General features: G+C 46.5%; 17 protein-coding genes and 1 tRNA gene. 14 read left to right on the top strand and 4 right to left on the bottom strand.

Annotated elements, in window-relative coordinates; all coding sequences use genetic code 11:
• The first annotated feature begins 15 nt into the window (after positions 1 to 15).
• On the top strand, positions 16 to 618 hold the full coding sequence (gene ssb / locus AC2T15_RS10495) for a single-stranded DNA-binding protein (RefSeq protein WP_053103014.1): 603 nt from the start codon (positions 16 to 18) through the stop codon (positions 616 to 618).
• Positions 619 to 716: 98 nt separating this feature from the next.
• Here ssb and serA read toward each other — a convergent pair whose 3' ends face one another.
• The gene (gene serA / locus AC2T15_RS10490; protein ID WP_053100559.1) at positions 717 to 1949 is read right to left on the bottom strand and encodes a phosphoglycerate dehydrogenase; all 1233 of its coding nucleotides are present in this window, start codon (positions 1947 to 1949) and stop codon (positions 717 to 719) included.
• Positions 1950 to 2147: 198 nt separating this feature from the next.
• Here serA and AC2T15_RS10485 point away from each other — a divergent pair, with 198 nt between their 5' ends.
• The 10 genes from AC2T15_RS10485 (at position 2148) to AC2T15_RS10440 (ending at position 10322) form a co-directional block, all read left to right on the top strand.
• Positions 2148 to 3551, top strand: a complete 1404-nt coding sequence (locus AC2T15_RS10485) for an FAD-binding oxidoreductase (protein ID WP_486778246.1) — start codon at positions 2148 to 2150, stop codon at positions 3549 to 3551.
• 27 nt (positions 3552 to 3578) lie between these two features.
• Entirely contained in the window at positions 3579 to 4247 is a 669-nt protein-coding gene (locus tag AC2T15_RS10480; protein WP_053104874.1) for a fumarylacetoacetate hydrolase family protein, read from the top strand.
• Between the two features lie 183 nt (positions 4248 to 4430).
• Positions 4431 to 5207 carry an ABC transporter ATP-binding protein gene (locus tag AC2T15_RS10475; protein ID WP_053101913.1) on the top strand — a complete coding sequence of 259 codons (777 nt, stop codon included), beginning with the start codon at positions 4431 to 4433 and terminating at the stop codon, positions 5205 to 5207.
• A gap of 11 nt (positions 5208 to 5218) precedes the next feature.
• A complete protein-coding gene (locus tag AC2T15_RS10470; protein WP_286593374.1) occupies positions 5219 to 5974 on the top strand; it encodes an ABC transporter substrate-binding protein in 756 nt (251 codons plus the stop codon).
• An 80-nt stretch (positions 5975 to 6054) separates the two neighbouring features.
• Complete coding sequence (locus AC2T15_RS10465) at positions 6055 to 6747, top strand: ABC transporter permease (RefSeq protein ID WP_053100555.1); 693 nt, start codon at positions 6055 to 6057, stop codon at positions 6745 to 6747.
• Positions 6744 to 7433 carry an ABC transporter permease gene (locus AC2T15_RS10460; RefSeq protein ID WP_053103010.1) on the top strand — a complete coding sequence of 230 codons (690 nt, stop codon included), beginning with the start codon at positions 6744 to 6746 and terminating at the stop codon, positions 7431 to 7433. Before AC2T15_RS10465 ends, AC2T15_RS10460 begins: the two co-directional genes overlap by 4 nt.
• Before the next feature lie 10 nt (positions 7434 to 7443).
• Positions 7444 to 8757: a methyltransferase gene (locus AC2T15_RS10455; protein WP_486779042.1), complete on the top strand. Its 1314-nt coding sequence runs from the start codon at positions 7444 to 7446 to the stop codon at positions 8755 to 8757.
• Positions 8720 to 8795, top strand: a tRNA-Thr gene (locus AC2T15_RS10450). Before AC2T15_RS10455 ends, AC2T15_RS10450 begins: the two co-directional genes overlap by 38 nt.
• A gap of 290 nt (positions 8796 to 9085) precedes the next feature.
• Complete coding sequence (locus tag AC2T15_RS10445) at positions 9086 to 9763, top strand: hypothetical protein (RefSeq protein WP_286593348.1); 678 nt, start codon at positions 9086 to 9088, stop codon at positions 9761 to 9763.
• A 4-nt stretch (positions 9764 to 9767) separates the two neighbouring features.
• Positions 9768 to 10322, top strand: coding sequence for a FlgO family outer membrane protein (locus tag AC2T15_RS10440; RefSeq protein WP_286593347.1), 555 nt, complete (start codon positions 9768 to 9770; stop codon positions 10320 to 10322).
• A 259-nt stretch (positions 10323 to 10581) separates the two neighbouring features.
• Here AC2T15_RS10440 and AC2T15_RS10435 read toward each other — a convergent pair whose 3' ends face one another.
• Complete coding sequence (locus AC2T15_RS10435) at positions 10582 to 11925, bottom strand: IS1182 family transposase (RefSeq protein WP_486778245.1); 1344 nt, start codon at positions 11923 to 11925, stop codon at positions 10582 to 10584.
• A gap of 235 nt (positions 11926 to 12160) precedes the next feature.
• Here AC2T15_RS10435 and AC2T15_RS10430 point away from each other — a divergent pair, with 235 nt between their 5' ends.
• Positions 12161 to 14290 (top strand): patatin-like phospholipase family protein, encoded by a 2130-nt coding sequence (locus AC2T15_RS10430; protein WP_486778244.1) that lies wholly within the window; start codon positions 12161 to 12163, stop codon positions 14288 to 14290.
• Between the two features lie 3 nt (positions 14291 to 14293).
• Here AC2T15_RS10430 and yihA read toward each other — a convergent pair whose 3' ends face one another.
• Complete coding sequence (yihA, locus tag AC2T15_RS10425) at positions 14294 to 14929, bottom strand: ribosome biogenesis GTP-binding protein YihA/YsxC (RefSeq protein ID WP_486778243.1); 636 nt, start codon at positions 14927 to 14929, stop codon at positions 14294 to 14296.
• A 219-nt stretch (positions 14930 to 15148) separates the two neighbouring features.
• On the opposite strand from yihA, the gene AC2T15_RS10420 reads away from it, so the two are divergent.
• Complete coding sequence (locus tag AC2T15_RS10420; protein WP_053100550.1) at positions 15149 to 15754, top strand: c-type cytochrome; 606 nt, start codon at positions 15149 to 15151, stop codon at positions 15752 to 15754.
• A gap of 252 nt (positions 15755 to 16006) precedes the next feature.
• Positions 16007 to 17509, top strand: coding sequence for a succinyl-CoA:acetate CoA-transferase ScpC (gene scpC / locus AC2T15_RS10415; protein WP_486778242.1), 1503 nt, complete (start codon positions 16007 to 16009; stop codon positions 17507 to 17509).
• A 51-nt stretch (positions 17510 to 17560) separates the two neighbouring features.
• On the opposite strand, the gene ppk1 is transcribed toward scpC, so the two are convergent.
• Positions 17561 to 19738 (bottom strand): polyphosphate kinase 1, encoded by a 2178-nt coding sequence (ppk1, locus tag AC2T15_RS10410; protein ID WP_486778241.1) that lies wholly within the window; start codon positions 19736 to 19738, stop codon positions 17561 to 17563.
• Positions 19739 to 19876 lie beyond the last annotated feature (138 nt).

Here is a 19876-nt window from a genome sequence, read left to right as displayed (position 1 = left end):
AAGTGGAGCGCAAATATGTCTCGTGGAGTAAACAAAGTTATTTTAGTGGGTAACGTGGGCGGCGATCCAGATGTACGTTATATGCCAAATGGTAATGCGGTCGCTAACATTACTTTAGCCACCAGTGAAAGCTGGCGCGATAAACAAACGGGTCAACAGCAAGAAAAAACCGAATGGCACCGTATCGTATTTTTTGGTCGACTGGCTGAAGTGGTTGGTCAGTACGTGCGTAAAGGCTCTAAGCTGTATGTGGAAGGTAAACTGCAAACCCGTGAGTGGGAAAAAGATGGAATTAAGCGCTACACTACTGAAATCGTAGTCGATATTAACGGGCAAATGCAGATGCTCGATAGTCGCGGCAGTAATGAAATGGGTGGCGGTTACGACCAAAGCGCAAATTATCAAGGGCAAGCCAATCAGGGGCAAAACTACGGTGGCCAGCAAAACTATGGCAACCAAGCACCGCAGCAGCCTATGGGGCAACAGCAGTATGGCGGACAACCTGCACCTCAGCAGTCCCAGCCAATGCAACAGCAGCAAGCTCCAGCCCCGCAACCAGCGCCAGTAGCTCAACCTGCACCCGATTACGACAACTTTGACGACGATATTCCGTTCTAATCTGGATTGTTCAGTCAATAAAAAAGCGCCCGCTGAGTAATCAAACGGGCGCTTTTTGTTTGGCTGGGCTAGTAACCGTAGTTGCTAGCCAGTCACACTTAAGAGAAGAGTACGCGGCAACGCATAGTGCCGTCGATTTCGTTGAGCTTCTCATAAACGGTTGCCGAGTCTGCAGCGTCTACATCAATCACTACATAACCCACGGAGTCGTTGGTTTGTAGGAACTGGCCGGAGACATTGATGTTGTTATCAGCAAATACTTTGTTGATTGCACTCATCATGCCAGGGATGTTTTTGTGAATGTGCAGAATGCGGTGCTTACCTGGGTGAGAAGGTAGCGCCATTTCTGGGAAGTTAACTGAAGAAACAGAAGTACCGTTATCGCTATACTTAACCAGCTTTTCTGCAACTTCAAGGCCGATGTTAGCTTGCGCTTCTTGGGTTGAGCCGCCAACGTGCGGAGTTAAAATCACGTTGTCAAAACCGCGCAGTGGGCTTTCAAACTCTTCGCCGTTAGCACGTGGCTCAACTGGGAATACGTCAATTGCCGCACCAGCTAGGTGCTTATCTTTAATCGCTGCAGCTAAGGCTTCAATCACCACTACTGTACCGCGCGCCGCGTTGAGTAAAATACCGCCTTTTTTCATAGCGCGGATTTCTTTCTCACCAATCATCCACTGCGTAGATGGCAGTTCTGGTACGTGTAGGGAGACGATATCGCTCATGGCCAGTAGCTCGTAGAGGTCGTTCACCTGCTTGGCATTACCTAGCGGCAGCTTAGCCACTACATCGTAGTAGTACACTTGCATGCCTAAGGCTTCAGCTAATACTGAGAGCTGAGTGCCAATTGAGCCGTAACCAATAATCCCTAATTTTTTGCCACGGATTTCATAAGAACCCGCTGCACTTTTCATCCAGCCGCCACGGTGACACACCGCGCTTTTTTCAGGCACGCCGCGTAGCAGCATGATGGCTTCAGCTAACACTAACTCAGCCACCGAACGAGTGTTCGAGTAAGGGGCGTTAAACACCGCAATACCACGCTCACGTGCTGCGTTTAAGTCAACTTGGTTGGTACCGATACAGAAGCAACCAACGGCTACTAACTTTTTCGCGCAGGCAAAGACTTCTTCAGTCAGTTGAGTGCGAGAGCGAATACCCACAAAGTGAGCATCGGCAATTTTTTCTTTAAGTTCATCTTCTGGTAGTGCACCAGTAATGTACTCAATGTTTTCGTAACCAGCTGCATTAAAGGTATCAATGGCATTCTGGTGCACGCCTTCTAATAAAAGAATGCGGATTTTGCTTTTATCAAGCGATGTTTTGCTCATCTGCGTAAACCTTGTCCCAAGTGAAATTCGATAGCGGACAGTGAGAACTGACCGGATCGGCAAAAAGGCCGGCCCGGGAATCGGCGAAAAGCGCGACTAGCGGGATGCGGTATATGCTAGCATAAGCCGCAAAGAAAACAGCCTACTGTTAACATGAAGTGTGTTCAGGCTAGCCATGAATAAAGTGAGAACAGCAAAATGATTGATCCAGCCCTAATTGAAGAGCTTAAGCAAATTGTTGATGACGGTAAAGTGCTGACAGACGTTAGCTCCCTTGAAGCCTATGGTAAAGACTGGACTAAACACTTTGCGCCAGCGCCGAGCGCGATTGTTTTTCCGCGTACCATTGAACAAGTGCAAGCCATTGTACGGTGGGCGAATGAGTACCAGATTAGCTTAGTCCCTTCAGGTGGGCGAACCGGATTATCAGCGGCTGCGGTTGCGGCCAATGGTGAGGTGGTGGTTTCGTTCGACAATATGAATAAAATCTTGTCGTTTAATGAGTTTGACCGTACTGCCGTATGCCAAGCTGGTGTTGTCACGCAGCAGCTGCAAGAATTTGCCGAGGAACAAGGCTTGTACTATCCGGTTGACTTTGCCTCCGCGGGCTCTAGCCAGATTGGCGGCAATATTGGGACCAATGCGGGCGGCATCAAAGTCATTCGTTACGGGATGACCCGCAATTGGGTGGCAGGCTTAAAAGTAGTTACCGGTAGCGGTGAGATTTTAGAGCTCAATAAAGACTTAATTAAAAATGCGACTGGCTACGATCTACGCCAACTCTTTATTGGTGCAGAAGGGACCTTGGGTTTTGTAGTCGAGGCCACTATGCGCCTTGATCGTGCGCCAAAAAACTTAACCGCAATGGTGTTAGGTGCCCCAGATTTTGATTCGATCATGCCGGTGTTACACGCGTTCCAAAGCAAGTTGGATCTGACGGCTTTTGAGTTTTTCTCGGATAAAGCCTTAGATAAAGTATTGGCCCGTGGCGATGTGCCTGCACCTTTTGCTACTGAATGCCCATTTTACGCGCTGCTTGAGTTTGAGGCGGTGAGTGAAGAAGTAGCTGAACAAGCATTAGCTACCTTTGAGCACTGTGTTGAGCAAGGCTGGGTATTAGACGGTGTTATGAGTCAGAGTGAGCAGCAGCTGGAAAATCTTTGGAAACTGCGGGAGTACATTTCCGAAACCATCGCCCACTGGACACCTTACAAAAATGATATCTCTGTGACAGTGAGCCAAGTGCCTGCTTTCCTAAAAGACATTGATCAAATTGTGGAGCAAAACTACCCAGACTTTGAAGTGGTGTGGTTTGGGCACATTGGCGATGGCAATTTGCACTTAAATATCTTAAAGCCTGATGTCATGGAAAAAGATGAGTTCTTTGCCAAGTGTGCCACGGTCAATCAGTGGGTGTTTGAGACCGTTGAAAAATACAATGGCTCGATTTCAGCCGAGCATGGGGTGGGTATGACTAAGCGTGATTACTTGCACTACAGTCGTAGCGCGGCTGAAATTCAGCTTATGCAAGCGGTTAAAGCGGTGTTTGATCCTAATGGCATTATGAACCCTGGCAAAATTTTTGCGCCAGATGCGAACTGATGAATCAATCGAAGCTAGGTGAAGCAAATGAATTATCAGCATAAATATACCGATGGCACTCGTATTCATTTTCCAGTGGGTAAAGTCGTATGTGTAGGCCGCAACTATGCCGAGCATGCCAAAGAGCTGAATAACCCAGTGCCGACTGAGCCGTTATTGTTTATCAAACCAGGCAGCTGTGTGGTGTCTAGTGAGGGTGGCTTTGCAATTCCGCAAAATCGCGGTGCGGTGCATTATGAAATTGAAATCGCCGTGATTATTGGCAAGCCGCTGTCCACTAAGCCCAGTGAAGAAGAAGTCATTGATGCAATTTCTGGCTTTGCGCCGGCTTTAGATTTAACCCTGCGTGAAGTACAAGATGGGTTAAAAGCCAAAGGCTTACCGTGGGAGCTAGCTAAATCCTTTGATGGTGCCTGTGTGCTAGCGCCTTTTATACATCGCGGCGTAGTTAAAGATATTAATCAGCTAGGCGTGCGCTTAACCATTAACGGTGAGGTCAAGCAAGAAGGCAGCAGTGCCGATATGCTCAATCCGATTGTGCCACTGATTCAGCACATGGCAGGGCATTTTAGACTCTTGCCTGGCGATGTGATTTTGACCGGAACACCCGCCGGGGTCGGCAAGCTCGCCGCACAAGATCAGTTGCTGATGGAACTGGTAAATTACAGCAGCGCTGAAACCTACGTTTTAGGCTGAAAACAGCTGAAAGGTTCATAAGCTGGCTGAACTCATGATAAAATGCGCGGCTATTAATTATCTATTATTGCTGCGCACTGCCTGCTAAGAGCGGGCAGGTCGCCTAAGGCTCTGTTTATCCTAGGGCCTTAACTTCATCGAATAGGCGCGTAGTCGCCCCTTACAGAGAATTGTGTTTTGAGTCTGCAGCCGAATAAAAAGCTCGCTTTAGATGTTCGCAACTTGCATAAAAGCTATGGCGATTTAGAAGTGTTGCGTGGCGTTTCGTTGACCGCCGAAGATGGTGATGTAATTTCTATTTTGGGCTCCTCAGGCTCAGGTAAATCGACATTTTTGCGTTGTTTAAATCTGCTAGAAAATCCTAACCAAGGCGAGATTTTCTTTTCCGGAGAGGCATTAAAGCTTAAGCCGAATAAGCAGGGACAGTTAGTGGCCGCGGATACTCAGCAAATTAATCGGATGCGTAGCCAAATTGGCTTTGTGTTCCAAAATTTTAACCTATGGCCGCATATGACGGTGCTGGATAATATTATCGAAGCACCGCGGCGGGTGCTTGGGCAGTCTAAAGCTGAGGCCATTGAAGTGGCAGAGGCTTTGCTAGCTAAAGTAGGGATTGCTGATAAACGGCATATCTATCCTAATCAGTTGTCCGGTGGACAGCAGCAGCGGGCAGCCATTGCCCGTACCCTTGCGATGCAACCGAAAGTAATTTTATTAGATGAGCCAACCTCAGCGCTGGATCCAGAAATGGTGCAAGAAGTGTTAAGCGTTATTCGTGGCCTCGCAGAAGAGGGGCGGACCATGTTGATGGTGACCCACGAGCTAAACTTTGCGCGACAGGTTTCTAATAAAATTGTATTTTTACATCAAGGACAGGTTGAGGAGCAGGGCACCCCTGATCAGGTATTTGATAATCCCCAGTCTGTACGTTGCCAAGAATTTATGTCGAGTAATCGATAAGGAAAACTAACATGAAAAAAACCAGTTTATTCGTTGCTGCTATGGCCAGCTTAGTCTTTACCAGTGGCGCTGCTATGGCAGAAAAGCTGCGCATTGGTACTGAAGGCGGTATGCCACCATTTAATATGCTGGATCAGTCGGGCAAAGCTACAGGCTTTGATGTGGATATTTCCTACGCACTTTGCGAAAAAATGCAGGCTGAGTGTGATGTGGTGCTGGTGGACTGGGATGGCAGTATTCCAGCGCTAAATGCGAAGAAGTTTGATTTTTTAGCCAGCTCAATGTCGATCACTGAAGAGCGCAAAAAAGCAGTAGGTTTTACCAACCCTATCTATACTAACAGTCTGCAGTTTATCGCACCGAAGAGTGAGGATTTTAAAACCGATACGGCAGCCCTTAAAGGTAAAGTGATTGGTGCTCAACGTGCGACTGTATCGGGTGATTGGTTAGAAGAAAATCTTGGTAAAACCGTTGAAGTGCGCCTCTACGATACCAACGAAAATGCTTACTTGGATTTAAGTGCTGGTCGAATTGACGCTATTTTGGCCGATAAGTTATTAAACTGGGACTGGCTCAATAGCGACATGGGTAAAGACTACGAGTTTAAAGGCGAGCCGGTATTTCAGTCGGATAAAATTGGAATTGCCGTACGCAAGAACGATACTCAGTTACAAGAGCGTCTAAATAAAGCCTTAGATGAGATTTTAGCCGACGGCACCTACGAGAAAATTAACGCTAAGTACTTCCCGTTTAGTATTTACGAATAATTTTGTGGTCAATGAAAACCCTACTAGCCCAGGCTAGCGGGGTTTTCTTTTTTCAGCATTTACCCGGTTAAGCGGATTACATGATTGATTTACAAGGCTTTGGAGATGCGCTAGAGGCCGGCGCATGGCTCACTGTGCAGTTGGCCATGGTGTCTTTAGTTTTTGGCTTAATACTTGGGCTACTAGGGGCATTGGCTAAAACGTCCTCAGTGGCGCTTCTGCGCTGGTTAGGCGAGGCGTATTCGACCATTGTGCGTGGTGTACCCGAGCTGTTGTGGGTGTTTTTAATCTACTTTGGCACAGTGAATCTGGTGCGTGAGACTGGTGAGCTATTTGGTATTGAAAATCTTGAGCTAAATGCTTTTGCCGCCGGAGTGTTTGCTTTATCGCTATGCTTTGGTGCTTATGCTACTGAGGTGTTTCGAGGGGCTTTATTATCAATTCCCAAAGGCCAGCGCGAAGCAGGATTGGCTTTAGGTTTGTCGCGAGTGCGTATTTTTTGGCAGATTACCTTACCGCAAGTTTGGCGTATTGCCCTGCCAGGTTTGGGTAATCTGTTTATGATTTTGATGAAGGATACTGCGCTGGTTTCGGTGGTGGGCTTGAATGAAATTATGCGTTCCACCCAATTAGTCGCCCAAGCCACTAAGCAACACTTTACTTTGTTTATGGTGGCGGCCGCGCTGTATTTGGCGATGACGGTAGTGAGTATGATCGTGCTAGCGCTCTTAGAAAAATGGGTTAATCGTGGCTACACCAGGAGCGCAGTATGAATTGGGAAATTATTTACCAGTCGCTACCTAAATTATTAGAGGGTGCACAGTTAACTCTAGAACTAGTGGCAATTACGGTGACGGTGGGCTTAATTTTAGCGATTCCGGTGGGAGTAGCGCGGGCTTCAAAGCATTGGTATGTGCGCTTACTGCCCTCTACCTATGTGTTTTTCTTTCGGGGCACACCGCTGCTGTTGCAGTTGTTTCTAGTTTACTACGGTTTATCTCAATTTGAGGCGGTGCGTAAAGGTCCGTTATGGCCCTATCTGCGTGATCCTTATTGGTGCGCAATTTTTGCCATGACGCTGCATACAGCAGCCTACATTTCAGAAATCATCCGCGGCGCGATTAAAGGGGTGCCTAAAGGCGAAATAGAAGCGGCCTATGCCCTAGGAATGAGTAAAACCCAAGCCTTGTGGCATATCATTTTGCCAAGAGCCGCACGCATTGGTTTGCCAGCTTATAGTAACGAAGTGATTCTGATGCTTAAGGCCAGCTCGTTAGCCAGTACTGTGACCTTGGTCGAAATTACCGGAATGGCACGTACTCTGAGCTCGAAAAACTATATGCCGCTGGAAATGTACTTTGCAGCTGGTGTTTGTTATTTGCTGTTGTCCTTTTTCTTGGTACAGATTTTTCGCGTGATTGAGAAAAAACTGCGGGTTGATAGCTTACGTGCGGCTTAAGCTTCGGTAAATGGGCAGTCGATACTTATCCACGGCGCAGCTGCAGAGTTGGTTTATTGCTTTAGATAATTTTTTATTGACGCAGCAATCTTTCTGGCGCGAGCGTCCCTTTACTACACGTAGCTTAGCCTGGGAAAGCCAAGCGCCCGAGCTAAGTGTATGGTTGCGTAGCCAAAGCTTGGCCCATGCTGAGCATTATCAGGCGCATCCTACTAAGTTGACTGAAGCACCCGCGCCTTATACGGAGCTGGCTCTGCTCAGTCAGCAGTTAACACAGCTGCCAGCCAGTTGTTCACGCACACTGCCTGCCCGTCCGGCCTATCTCAGTCGTGATGTACCTGGGCGTAAGTGGCAACAAATTGCCTCCTTAGCCGAGGCCATTACTCCTATAGATTCTACAGCGCAGCCATATTGGTTAGATTGGTGTGCGGGCAAAGGGCATTTGGCACGGTACTTAGCTTGGCCTGATCAGACGTATAGCTGTTTAGAGTATGACCCCAAGTTGGTAGCTGCGGGTCAACAGTTGACTGATAAGCTGGGTTTGCCTGGGCAGCATCAGTGCCAAGATGTTATGCTGCCCGAGGCAGTTGAATTTTTATCAGGTACCTTACCGGTTGCCCTGCATGCCTGTGGTGATTTGCATAGACAGCTTATTCAAGGAGTTATTGGGCAGGCCGTAACTCAGCTAGCGGTGGTGCCTTGTTGTTATAATCGCACGGCTACTGAGCAGTATCGCCCGTTATCTAAGCTCGCTAAAGCCTCGCTACTGGCCCTGAGTAAAACCGATTTAGCATTGCCTTTGCAGTCTACGGTAACCGCGAACCGTCGTGAAACAGCGCAGTGTGATCAATCGATGGCTTGGCGCTTAGCTTTTGATATTTATCAGCGTCAAGTACGTGATGTTGATCAGTATTTATCGACTCCAACCTTAGGGCGTGAGTGGTGGAAGCAAAGCTTTGCCGAGTGGTGCCAGAACTTAGCTGCCTTAAAAAAGATAGCAGTAAAGCCTGCTACAGACTGGCTTACATTAGAGCAGCAAGGCTGGCAGCGTTTAGCGCAAGTGAGAAATTTAGAGTTAGTTCAAGGCTTATTTAAGCGGCCACTTGAGCTGTGGCTGCTGCTCGATTTAGCGCTGTATTTGAGCGAGTCGGGCTATCAAGTTGCCTTAAGCACTTTTTGCTCAGAATCGCTCACGCCACGCAATATCTTATTGCAAGCTGTTTTAAAAAAAATAATTGCAAAAGGCTTTACAGAAAAAAAATACGCTATATACTGTGCGCCACTTAGCCGGTATAGCTCAGTCGGTAGAGCAACTGACTTGTAATCAGTAGGTCCCGAGTTCGACTCTTGGTGCCGGCACCATTTTTTAAAACCCGCCTTTTTAGGTGGGTTTTTTTATGCCTGAGAATTTTTCAGGTAAACATTAAGATTGCCATTTTTTTAGTAAACATCGATCAATTTCACAAAGATTATAAAAAATCAGAGAGTATAGTATTAGCCATGCAAGCAGAGGGGGTACTGTTATATACTCACTTGCTTGTGTGTCTAGCTCATTTATATAATGCTAGGCAAGATCCTCATACACTGTGATGGTTGAGGCAAAATTAGACTGGGCGGCAATATTAAAGCTGTCATTGATCAAGGAAAGCACTATGCATAAGCGTATTGTCACTCTGCTTGCAGGTTCTATTCTGTTAGCTGGATGTGTCGGTCCCTACTCAGAAGCACCAGTTGCAACAAACTTTAAAACTGAAAGACAGAATAAATTACAATCTGCTTCACACTGGCAATTGATAGCAGAGGACACCGCAGCTGAACTATTAAAGTCACTGCCAAACACACAACAGCCGTTGTATGTTAAGCAAACCGCACAGCAAAGCCATTTTCAAACGGCATTTAACCAGCAGTTGATTAGTTCGTTAATAGCAGCAGGTTACCCTGTGATGAAAAACGCACACACTAGTGGCGTTTTAACTGTTGAAGTAAAAGCGGATCCGGTACGATTTTCAGAGCATTCAAAGCGTACTCCTGTAGTGGGTGAGACCACAATGTTGGCGGGTGGCTTGTGGGTGTTGCGTAATCTGTATCGTAACTCCTCGCCAGGTTCAGCAATGATGGGTGGTGCAGTAGCTTACGATGTCACCCGTTTATTAAACTCTAAGAATGCAGCAGGCCCTACGCCTAAAACTGAGTTAGTAGTTACTGCCAGTGTTTCAGATGACAATCGTTATTATGCGAACGTTTCTAATGTGTACTACACCACTGAAACGGATTGGCATAATTATGCGGCTACTTTACCAACAGTGCGTTTTGAGTTGAAGGGGAACTAATACGATGAAAATGCGTTTTTTAGCTCCTGTATTAGGTGCACTTGTTTTGGTGACTGGTTGCGCTAATACAGTTAAACCAGCGCCGCAAATTACTTATGAGCAGGCCGCTTCGGATAAGTTTATTCCGACAAATTATGCTGCTGCAGATCGTTTGATTAATCATATTAAGCCTAATATTTCTCCAAGAAATACTTTGATCATAGCGACACTGGCCAATATTGATGACTTAAACAGCTCATCTACTTTAGGGCGTTTAGTTTCTGAGCAGATTTCCGCGCGTTTTACTCAGCATGGATATCGTATGGTCGAGCTAAAATTCCGTAACGATGTTTATATGGCGCAAGGTCAGGGTGAGCTGATGCTTACTCGTGAAATTCATGACTTGGCAAACTCGCACTCAGCGCAAGCAGTTATTGTTGGTACCTATGCTGAAAGTCGTGACTTTGTCTATGTGAACTTAAAGGTGATTCAGCCAAACACAAATACTGTATTAGCTGTATCTGACTTTGCTTTGCCAATGAATGATAATAATCGACGTATGCTGCGTCGTGCACGATAGTCATTGATGTGTAACACTTTAAGAAGACCGCCCGTTTGGGCGGTCAGGTAGCTGACAAACCCCGCCTTTTTGGTGGGGTTTGTTGTTTTATGCACTTCAATGCCGCTTTTTCTTTTGGGATAAGCACTCAAATGGGACAAGCGTTCAAAGAGCGGAAGTCTTTGCCCCAAGATTTTTTTTAAAATAAATTGGGCGTATCTGAGCTTAAGTAGGCGTGTAAACAGGCACTCATAAGGACAAGAGGTTTACAAAAGCGGGATTATCCTGCCAATAGTGCGATTTTCTTGATGTTTTGTGCCGCGGCAGTCATCAGGCATTGCGCCTGCACTTTGTGACGACCACGATACCGCGCGTAGCGGTATTGATGCAGCTCTTTGGCATCGGCAAAGCTTCGCTCTACTGTTTCTTTGCGCCTCTGATAGATCGCCTTGCCCCAAGGCGTCAGCCGGTTGGCATCCTGCCGTTCTCTGCTGCCTTCCCACACATGACGGGTGACCGTTTTTTGTTGTTTGGCGTTCTGAGTACAGCGTGACAGCAGCGGGCATTGTCGGCACACAGCTGGATCAGATACATAGTGGCGATACCCTTCTCGGTTGGTTGTACTGTAAATCAAAGCCTGTCCTTGTGGGCACACATACTGGTCTGTTTCGGCAATATAGATGAACTCACGTTTACGCAAGTACCCTTGGCGATGGGTTGGTCGCCGATAGCCAAACACCGCTTTTACCCCCTTGTCTTCCAGCCCCTTGCTGATGGCTGTGGTGTGATAGCCTGCATCCAGGCCAACATACTGGATGTTAAAGCCAAAACGCTGTGTCTGCCGTTCCAATCGGGCCAAATAGGGCACTGCGTCGTGGACGTTACCCGCCGTGACATGCACATCGGTAATGATATTGACTTTGGTATCCACCGTACGATGGTCAAGATAAAAGAAGCCTTTGGGCTTGTTATCCCGAGTCATAAAGCCGCTTTCAGGATCGGTCTTACTTTGTTTGATTTCCCGCACCTGAGGTTCGCTCGATGGCGGCGGCAAGGGCTTTTTTCCGTGGGCTAGGCGATCCTCCTCGATCGCCTGATCCAACTTATCCATATAGGCTTGCCGTTCTGAAACGGCGTGTGCTTTGACCCATTTCCCCTTGTTAGCATTGGCTTTCAGGTGGGTTGAATCGGTATACAGTACCGTGCCGGATACCAACTTACGCTGCATCGCCTGCAAGACGATTTCATCAAAAATTTGCTGGTAGATATCCGAGTCATTAAAGCGGCGGCGACGGTTCTGACTAAGGGTGCTGGCATCAGGGACTTTGTCAGTCAAGTTCAAGCCTAGGAACCAGCGGTAGGCTACATTGACCTGAACCTCACGGATCAACTGACGTTCACTACGAATACCGAATAAATAGCCTATAAGTAGCAGTTTAAACAGTAGAGTTGGATCCAGCGCTGGGCGACCATTGTTCGCGCAGTACAAGTCTTTGACCAGATCATGGATAAACGAGAAATCGATATGACGATCTACTTTGCGTAGTAAATGGTCAGAAGGAACCAGCTCGTCAATACAGACAAATTCGAGTTCGGACTGGGTCTGGGGGCGATCACGTAACACTGTACAACTCCTGCAGCAGATGTGTGCCCAGTATAAAAAACAAACCCCTCGATGGGAACGAGGGGTTTGTCAGCAGTCTGACCGCCCGTTTGGGCGGTTTTTTTGTTTTGAGATAAACTACTATTTTCTGTCGTTTTAGCAGTTACAGGTTAATACCGTGAATCAGCGTCTTTGCTCTTTTCTTAGCAGTCTCTTTTTGTTTGTCCTTGCTTTGCTCTTAGGTTCGGAGCAAGTAATGGGCGAAAGTAAAGAGCGCGTTGGCCTCGTACTTTCAGGAGGCGCCGCCCGTGGCTTGGCACATATTGGGGTGATTCGTGCCTTAGAAGAGCAAGGCGTAGAAATCAGTGCTATTGCGGGAACCAGCATGGGCGCTGTAGTGGGTAGTCTCTATGCGTCTGGTTATAGCACTGAGCAGTTGGAGCAACTGGCCACTGAGTTGGATTGGCGTGAAGCCTTATCTGATACTCCCGATCGGCGTTTAAAGCCCTATCGACGTAAGCAAGATGATCGTGACTTTTTGGTGAAGCAAAAAATTAGCTTTAAAGATGATGGCAGCTTAGGTTTACCTATTGGGGTGTTGCAAGGGCAAAACCTGAACTTACTGTTAGAAAAGCTATTGGCTAAACACAGTGCAGTTGAGCATTTTGATCAATTACCTATTCCGTTTCGTGCTGTGGCTGCAGATATTGCGACTGGCGAAGCGGTGGTTTTTAGTGAAGGGCATTTACCTCTAGCAGTGCGCGCTAGTATGTCGATTCCAGCTATTTTGTCGCCCGTGGAGTGGCAAGGACGCTTACTGGTTGATGGAGGAATTGCTAATAATATTCCCGTAGATATTGCCCGTCAGATGAATGTAGATCGGGTGATAGTGGTTGATATTGGCTCGCCGCTGCAAACTAAAGAACAGTTAGAAACGGTGGTTAATGTATTAAATCAGTCGGTGGCGTTGTTAACTCGACGCAACTCAGAGGCGCAGTTAGCCACTTTGCAGGCCAATGATTTTTTGATTCAGCCAGAGATGAGCGCTTTTAGTATCACTGATTTTGCTAAGGCGGCGCAAATGATTGAGCAAGGCTATCAAGCCACTATGCAGATGCAGCCGCAATTAGCCGTCGTCGCATCACATCGTTCGCAGCAGTGGTTGGCGGATAAGCCTAGTCGGCCGCTGCGCATTACTGGGATTACTATTGAGAACAGCTCTAAAGTCAGTGATGCGGTGATTCGCAGTTATATCCGCCAAGCAGTAAACGAGCCACTGGATATTGAACAGTTAAGCAAAGACTTAAATACACTCTATGGCCTAGAGTACTTTGAGCAGGTGCAGTATCGCCTAGAGCATCAAGCAAAAGGACAAGCACAATTGGTTATTCATGCGGAACATAAACGCACAGGAACTGATTACTTGCGGTTGGGGCTTAACTTAAGTGATGACTTACGCGGTGATAGTACCTTTAATCTGGGGGCAAGCTTTCGGATTAATGGCGTGAATCGACTGGGTGCAGAATGGTTAACCCGCTTACAGTTAGGAGCCGAGCAAGAGCTATATAGCGAGTTTTATCAACCGTTGGATACCGGTTCGCGTTACTTTGTTTCACCTTGGCTGCAATGGAATTTGCGTAATATCAAGCAGATGCAGGGTAAGCATACCTTGGCTGAATATCGTTTAGATCGCTTTCGTTATGGAATAGATGTAGGGCGACAAATTAGTAATAACGGTGAAATTCGCCTGGGTCTAGGCTCTGGTTGGGGTGATGCCAATGTGCGCGTAGGTAGTCCTGATCTGCCTGAGTACAGTTTTAAAGAAGGTTATTATCAGCTCAGCTATGCCTTTGATACCTTAGATAACGTTGATTTTCCTAGGGTAGGAGAAGAGCTACAGCTGAATTTTCGCCAGCACAGCGCCAGTTTGGGTTCTGATCAAAGTTACCGACAATGGGATATTGTCTTGAATAAGCCTTTGACACTAGGGGCTAATACCTGGGTGATTGGTGGGCGTTATGCTCGTACGTTAGATTCTAATGAGTTGATTAACGCCAGCTATCAAATAGGGGGCGCACAAAACTTATCGGGTTATCAAAGAAATGCGCTAGCTGGGCAAAATGTAAGTTTAGGGCGGCTGATTTATTATCGACGACTGACTCGAGAGAATATTTTGCCGTTTAGTTTTCCCGTATATGCGGGCGCTTCCATTGAGCGTGGCCGTGCGTGGGATAGTGCTAAAAACAGTCACTATGACTCGGGTTACATTAATGCGCTAAGCCTGTTCTTAACTGTAGACAGTCCTTTGGGGCCAGTTAACTTTAGCTATGGCTTAAATACTGAGCATCAGAATGCGTTTTACTTAAATTTAGGCCATAGCTTTTAATGCTTAAGGTTCAGTTGGCTCGATTAGTTCAAACCAATGGGCTAATAGCAAGTGAGCCTCTTCGATACCTTGACGCTTAGTGGCAGAAAATAGCTGTACGCTGATTAGGTCATTATGCCAGCGCTCACGAATGGTTTTCTGGATCGTCAATAGCGTGGTTTTGGCCGCGCCAAAGGTTAGCTTATCGGCTTTACTAAGCAGAATATGCACCGGCATCTGGCAGCTAGTCGCCCAGTCCAGCATTAACGTATCAAAGGGTGTAAGCGGATGACGTACATCCATGGTGAGCACAATCCCAGCTAAACTTTCACGGCTGCTTAAGTAGGCTTCAAGGTGTTGTTGCCAATGCTGTTTGAGCGGCAGCGGTACTTTGGCGTAACCGTAGCCGGGTAAATCTACTAAACGGCGAGCTTCATCTAGACTAAAAAAGTTAAGTAGTTGGGTGCGGCCAGGGGTTTTTGAGGTGCGGGCTAAACTGTTGTGGGTTAGGGCGTTAATCGCGCTGGACTTGCCAGCATTAGAGCGACCAGCAAACGCCACTTCAATGCCGTTATCTTCAGGGCATTGATCGACTTTTGCAGCACTGATCAGAAACTTCGCTTGTTGACTTAAGCCAAGAATGGGGTTTTTAAACGACATGATAATCTTCTGCCTAAAAGAGTGTTGTGAATGACATCTTTCACGTTTTATGGGAAGCAGTATATAATGCCCCGCCATAGAAACGTGTATAACCTTTCACTTTGTCTGTAAATTGGTATAGTGAGCGGTAAAAATTATAGGGTGAAACCATTTTGAGTCCTTTATCTGGACCAAATGAGTTCAAATGAACAGTATTTTTAGCCGTATTTGGATTAGCTGATGAACAAATTACTCGTGAGTCTGCTGTTGGCCGTTGGTGTGACTGGTGTTGCTCATGCAGCTGGTGATGCGACAGCGGGCCAAGGCAAAATTGCCATGTGCTCTGCATGCCATAACCCGGATGGTAACAGCATGTTACCAAACTTTCCTAAGCTTGCAGGTCAGGGTGAACAGTACTTGCTCAAGCAAATGAAAGACATCAAAGCAGGCACACGCCCTGTAGTTGAAATGACCGGTATGCTTGATGCTATGTCGGATCAAGACTTAGCTGATATTGCCGCTTGGTATGCCAGCCAAACGATTGCAGGTGGCGCGACCGATCCTAAATTAGTTGAGCGCGGTGAAGCATTATTCCGTGGTGGTAAATTAGATGATGGCATGCCAGCTTGTATTGGTTGTCACTCGCCAGATGGATCAGGTTTAGATCAAGCTAAATATCCGCGTCTTGCGGGTCAGCATGCATCTTATACGGTGAAGCAGTTAACCGATTTCCGTGAAGGTGATCGCGTCAATGACGGCGATGCGGAAATTATGCGTGATATCGCCGCAAAATTAAGTAACAAAGATATTGAAGCTTTAGCTAGCTATATTGAAGGCTTAAAGTAAGTTTTACGTTGTATTGGAACCGCCTCTAGTGCTCACTATAGGCGGTTTTTTTGTAAGCAAAATAGGTGTTTTGATTTCATTTGGCTGGCGCTGCGACCATGGTATAGCAACTTTGGTCCGACAATTCCCTTAGAATAAAAGCGTAAATAAGCGTAGGAAAACTGCGCAGTGGCTTCCAGTGGTTCAAATATCACAACTGGGCACAGTGAGTAGTCAGTGCCGAGTATGAGCACCTAATTTAGGGGTAATGTCATGAGTGTTGATTTAAGTAAATATATTCGTAATAAAGCGTTTTTAGATAAAGTGGTCACTGCTGAAGAAGCGGCTTCCTGGATTGAAGACGGTATGACCTTAGGGATGAGTGGCTTTACCTTATTTGGTGAGCCTAAAGAATTTCCTACGGCGTTAGCCGAGCGCGGTAAAAAAGAAAAAATTAAAGTCAATCTTTACACCGGTGCGTCCATGGGGCCAGCGGCTGACCAAGCATTGGCTGAAGCTGACATGATTAATTTGCGTCTGCCTTATCAGGGTAACCCAGTGCTGCGCGGCAAAATTAACAAGGGCGAAGCTTTTTATATTGATCAGCACTTATCCCATACCGCTGAAGCCATTCGTCAGGGTGTGTTAAATCCAGTAGATTACGCCATCATTGAGGCGGCAGCGATTACTGAAGAGGGGCAGATTATCCCAACCGGTTCGGTGGGTAACTCGCCTATCTTTGTGCAAACCGCTAAGCATGTAATTATTGAGCTCAATACTTCAGCGCCTGCAGAGTACGAGGGTATTCATGATATCTATGTGCCTGAAGCAGCAGGTGAGCGTAAAGATATTCCGGTCTACGATATTAGCCAGCGCATTGGTACCATTGGTATTCCGGTCGATCTTGCAAAAGTGCGCGGTATTGTGCTGTCTAGCCGTCCTGATATTCCATCACCTTTGTTTGAACCCAATGCGGAAACTCAAAAAATTGCAGACAACCTGCTGGATTTCTTACGTGCAGAAGTTAAAGCAGGTCGTTTAACCGAAAAGTTAGCACCTTTGCAGTCAGGTGTGGGCTCGGTAGCTAACGCTGTACTCAATGGCATGAAGGACTCTGAGTTTAAAGATATCGTTGTTGCCTCTGAAGTATTACAAGACGGTATTTTTGATTTAATTGATGCTGGAGTAGTTAAATTTGCCGCTGCTACTGCACTGTCTCTATCGAAGAAACGTGTAGAAACACTGGGTCAAGACTTAGCTAAATATAAAGATAAGCTAGTATTCCGCCCGCAAGAGATCTCTAACCATCCAGAAGTGATCCGTCGTTTAGGTGTGATTTCGTTTAACACTGCGCTTGAAGCCGATATTTACGGTAACGTGAACTCGACTCACGTGGGTGGTACGCACATGATGAACGGTATCGGTGGCTCGGGTGACTTTGCCCGTAACGCCCGTATCACGATCTTTGTGACGCAGTCGGTGGCCAAAGATGGCAAAATTTCAGCGATCGTCCCCTTTGTTTCTCACGTGGACCACACCAATCACGATGTGGATGTGATTGTGACTGAGCAAGGCTATGCTGATTTGCGTGGTCTAGCGCCGGTGCAGATTGCTGAAGCGATTATCGAAAATTGCATGCACCCAGACTATCGTGCCCAGACCCGTGCTTATCTTGAAGAGGCAAAACAGCGTGGTGGTCAAACTCCACACGTTCTAGAAAAAGCCTTCTCTTGGCACACTCGTTTTGCTGAAACGGGTAGCATGAAAGAAAGTTAATTCTGTTCTGTAGTAAAAACCCAGCCTAGGCTGGGTTTTTACTTGAGGCTATTAAAGGTCTTCCAGTAGCGGCAGGGCTAATTGTTCTAGCATTACACCTTGTGCCCAAAGGGTGGACTCAGGGCCGGGTTGCGTGAGTTGGTAAGTGCCGTCACTTTGCAAAATCCAAGCGTGAGTGTTATCGCTAAGGTAAGTTTCTAGCTCGGATTTTACCCGTGCCACTAGCTTTTTATTCGTCAGCGGAAAGCAGGTTTCGACACGGTGATCAAGATTACGCTCCATCCAGTCGGCGCTAGAGAGCAGTAGTTTTTCTTCACCGCCACTGTTTAAAAAGTAACAAACTCTACTGTGCTCTAAGAAGCGTCCAATAATAGAGCGTACCTGAATATTGTGTGATACCCCTGCAACTCCTGGGCGTAGGCAACACATGCCGCGGACAATTAAATCGACTTTAACGCCAGCTTGGCTGGCACGGTAAAGGGCTTTGATCATTTTGGCATCGGTTAGCGCGTTAACCTTAATCACGATGCGTGCGGGCTTACCTTGTTCGGCTTGATTGATCTCGTTTTGAATATTATCGAGCAAGGTTTTTCTAAGGGTAAAGGGCGCGTGCATGAGTTTAGTCATACGTAGGGTTTTGCCCATACCAATTAGTTGATTGAAGAGTTTGGCTACGTCCTCACATAAAACAGGATCAGCTGTTAGCAAGCTATAGTCAGTGTAGAGCCGAGCATTTCCGGCATGATAGTTTCCTGTGCCTAAATGCGCGTAGCGCACTAGTTCATCATTTTCTCGGCGTAAGATAAACAGCATTTTGGCGTGGGTTTTAAAACCGACCACACCATAAATCACCACCGCACCTGCAGCCTGTAAGCGGCTGGCTAAGGCTAAGTTAGACTCTTCATCAAAGCGGGCCCGCAGCTCAATGACGACTGTTACTTCTTTGCCGTTACGTGCTGCTTCAACTAAAGCATCGACAATTTCTGAGTTAGCACCGGAGCGATAAAGGGTTTGCTTAATGGCTAACACATTTGGATCTTTAGCCGCGCGGCGCAGTAAATCCACGACCGGGGTAAAGGATTCAAAGGGGTGATACAGCAACATATCTTGTTTACTAATTGCTGCAAATAAGTTTTCGCTATTTTGTAAGGGCTTGGGCGTGCTAGGAGTAAATGAAGGAAATTGTAATTCTGGATGAGAATCTAGCCCAGTGACGCTAAAAAGACGGGTTAAGTTAACAGGGCCATTAACTTGATAAAACTCATTTTCATTTAAGTTAAACTGCTTAAGTAAAAACTCAGTTAGGTGCGATGGACAGTTATCGGCCACTTCTAAACGTACCGCGTCGCCAAAACGACGTGAGTACAGTTCACCGCGTAGGGCGCGAGCCAGATCATCCACATCTTCTTCAAGGGAGAGGTCAGCATTACGGGTTAAACGAAATTGATAACAACCGCGAACACTCATGCCATGGAATAAATCATCGGCATGGGCGTGGATCATCGATGATAAAAATACATGATTAACGCCTGGGCCACCAACCTCTTCAGGCACGCGGATAATTCTAGGTAAAATTCTAGGGGCTGGAATAATCGCTAAACCAGAATCGCGGCCAAAGGCATCAACACCTTCTAACTCAACGATAAAGTTTAGGCTTTTATTAACTAACAGCGGAAAAGGGTGAGTAGGATCAAGGCCTATGGGGGTAATAACTGGCTCAATTTCTTCGTGAAAATACTGCTTGACCCACTCTTTGATTTTAGGTGTCCAGTATCGGCGTCGAATAAACTTAATATTCTGTTCTGCCAATTCAGGCAATAGGATGTCATTTAATATTTTATATTGGCGGTTGACTTGCTCATGCACAATATCGGCTATTTTTTGTAGCGTTTGTTGAGGTTGCAAGCCATCGGCATCGGCACGCTCCCTAGAAAAAGTGATTTGCTGCTTAAGGTTAGCCACCCGAATCTCAAAAAACTCATCGAGATTGCTAGAGAAAATGAGTAAAAACTTTAATCGTTCAAGTAATGGGTTACTGAGATCAAGGGCTTGCTCTAGCACACGGATATTAAACTGTAACTGGGACAGTTCACGATTAATGTAGAGCGAGCTGTCATCCAAACTGATCTCTGTTGGCTCCAGTGAGATTGCCGTCGGCAATGTTTTTTCTACAGTCGGTGCCGAGTTTGCGTTCGCAGCGGACACAGGGCTAGGGGTGGATGTCTCCATGAAAAACCTCAGCAGGATTAATAAGCAATAAAAATAGATTAAACGATAGGTATTGGATGTGACAGTTTGATGACGCTGAGGGTTTAAAGTAACTGAAAAAAAGGTTTTCAAGAATTACTACCTTCTGATATTATTCGC

It is taken from the genome of Thiopseudomonas sp. SA1F2-1K, from assembly GCF_057443035.1.
Note: the sequence above shows the minus strand (reverse complement) of the source record. Positions and strands in the feature narration are given on the sequence as shown.

Bases quoted from the DNA above. Each gene is read 5' to 3' on its own strand.
- ppk1 (WP_486778241.1), bottom strand. From the start codon at position 19,738: ATGGAGACATCCACCCCTAGCCCTGTGTCCGCTGCGAACGCAAACTCG.
- yihA (WP_486778243.1), bottom strand. From the start codon at position 14,929: ATGTCGTTTAAAAACCCCATTCTTGGCTTAAGTCAACAAGCGAAGTTT.
- AC2T15_RS10445 (WP_286593348.1), top strand. From the start codon at position 9,086: ATGCATAAGCGTATTGTCACTCTGCTTGCAGGTTCTATTCTGTTAGCT.
- scpC (WP_486778242.1), top strand. From the start codon at position 16,007: ATGAGTGTTGATTTAAGTAAATATATTCGTAATAAAGCGTTTTTAGAT.
- AC2T15_RS10470 (WP_286593374.1), top strand. From the start codon at position 5,219: ATGAAAAAAACCAGTTTATTCGTTGCTGCTATGGCCAGCTTAGTCTTT.
- serA (WP_053100559.1), bottom strand. From the start codon at position 1,949: ATGAGCAAAACATCGCTTGATAAAAGCAAAATCCGCATTCTTTTATTA.
- AC2T15_RS10430 (WP_486778244.1), top strand. From the start codon at position 12,161: ATGGGCGAAAGTAAAGAGCGCGTTGGCCTCGTACTTTCAGGAGGCGCC.
- AC2T15_RS10485 (WP_486778246.1), top strand. From the start codon at position 2,148: ATGATTGATCCAGCCCTAATTGAAGAGCTTAAGCAAATTGTTGATGAC.
- AC2T15_RS10440 (WP_286593347.1), top strand. From the start codon at position 9,768: ATGAAAATGCGTTTTTTAGCTCCTGTATTAGGTGCACTTGTTTTGGTG.
- AC2T15_RS10455 (WP_486779042.1), top strand. From the start codon at position 7,444: ATGGGCAGTCGATACTTATCCACGGCGCAGCTGCAGAGTTGGTTTATT.
- AC2T15_RS10465 (WP_053100555.1), top strand. From the start codon at position 6,055: ATGATTGATTTACAAGGCTTTGGAGATGCGCTAGAGGCCGGCGCATGG.
- ssb (WP_053103014.1), top strand. From the start codon at position 16: ATGTCTCGTGGAGTAAACAAAGTTATTTTAGTGGGTAACGTGGGCGGC.
- AC2T15_RS10460 (WP_053103010.1), top strand. From the start codon at position 6,744: ATGAATTGGGAAATTATTTACCAGTCGCTACCTAAATTATTAGAGGGT.
- AC2T15_RS10480 (WP_053104874.1), top strand. From the start codon at position 3,579: ATGAATTATCAGCATAAATATACCGATGGCACTCGTATTCATTTTCCA.
- AC2T15_RS10420 (WP_053100550.1), top strand. From the start codon at position 15,149: ATGAACAAATTACTCGTGAGTCTGCTGTTGGCCGTTGGTGTGACTGGT.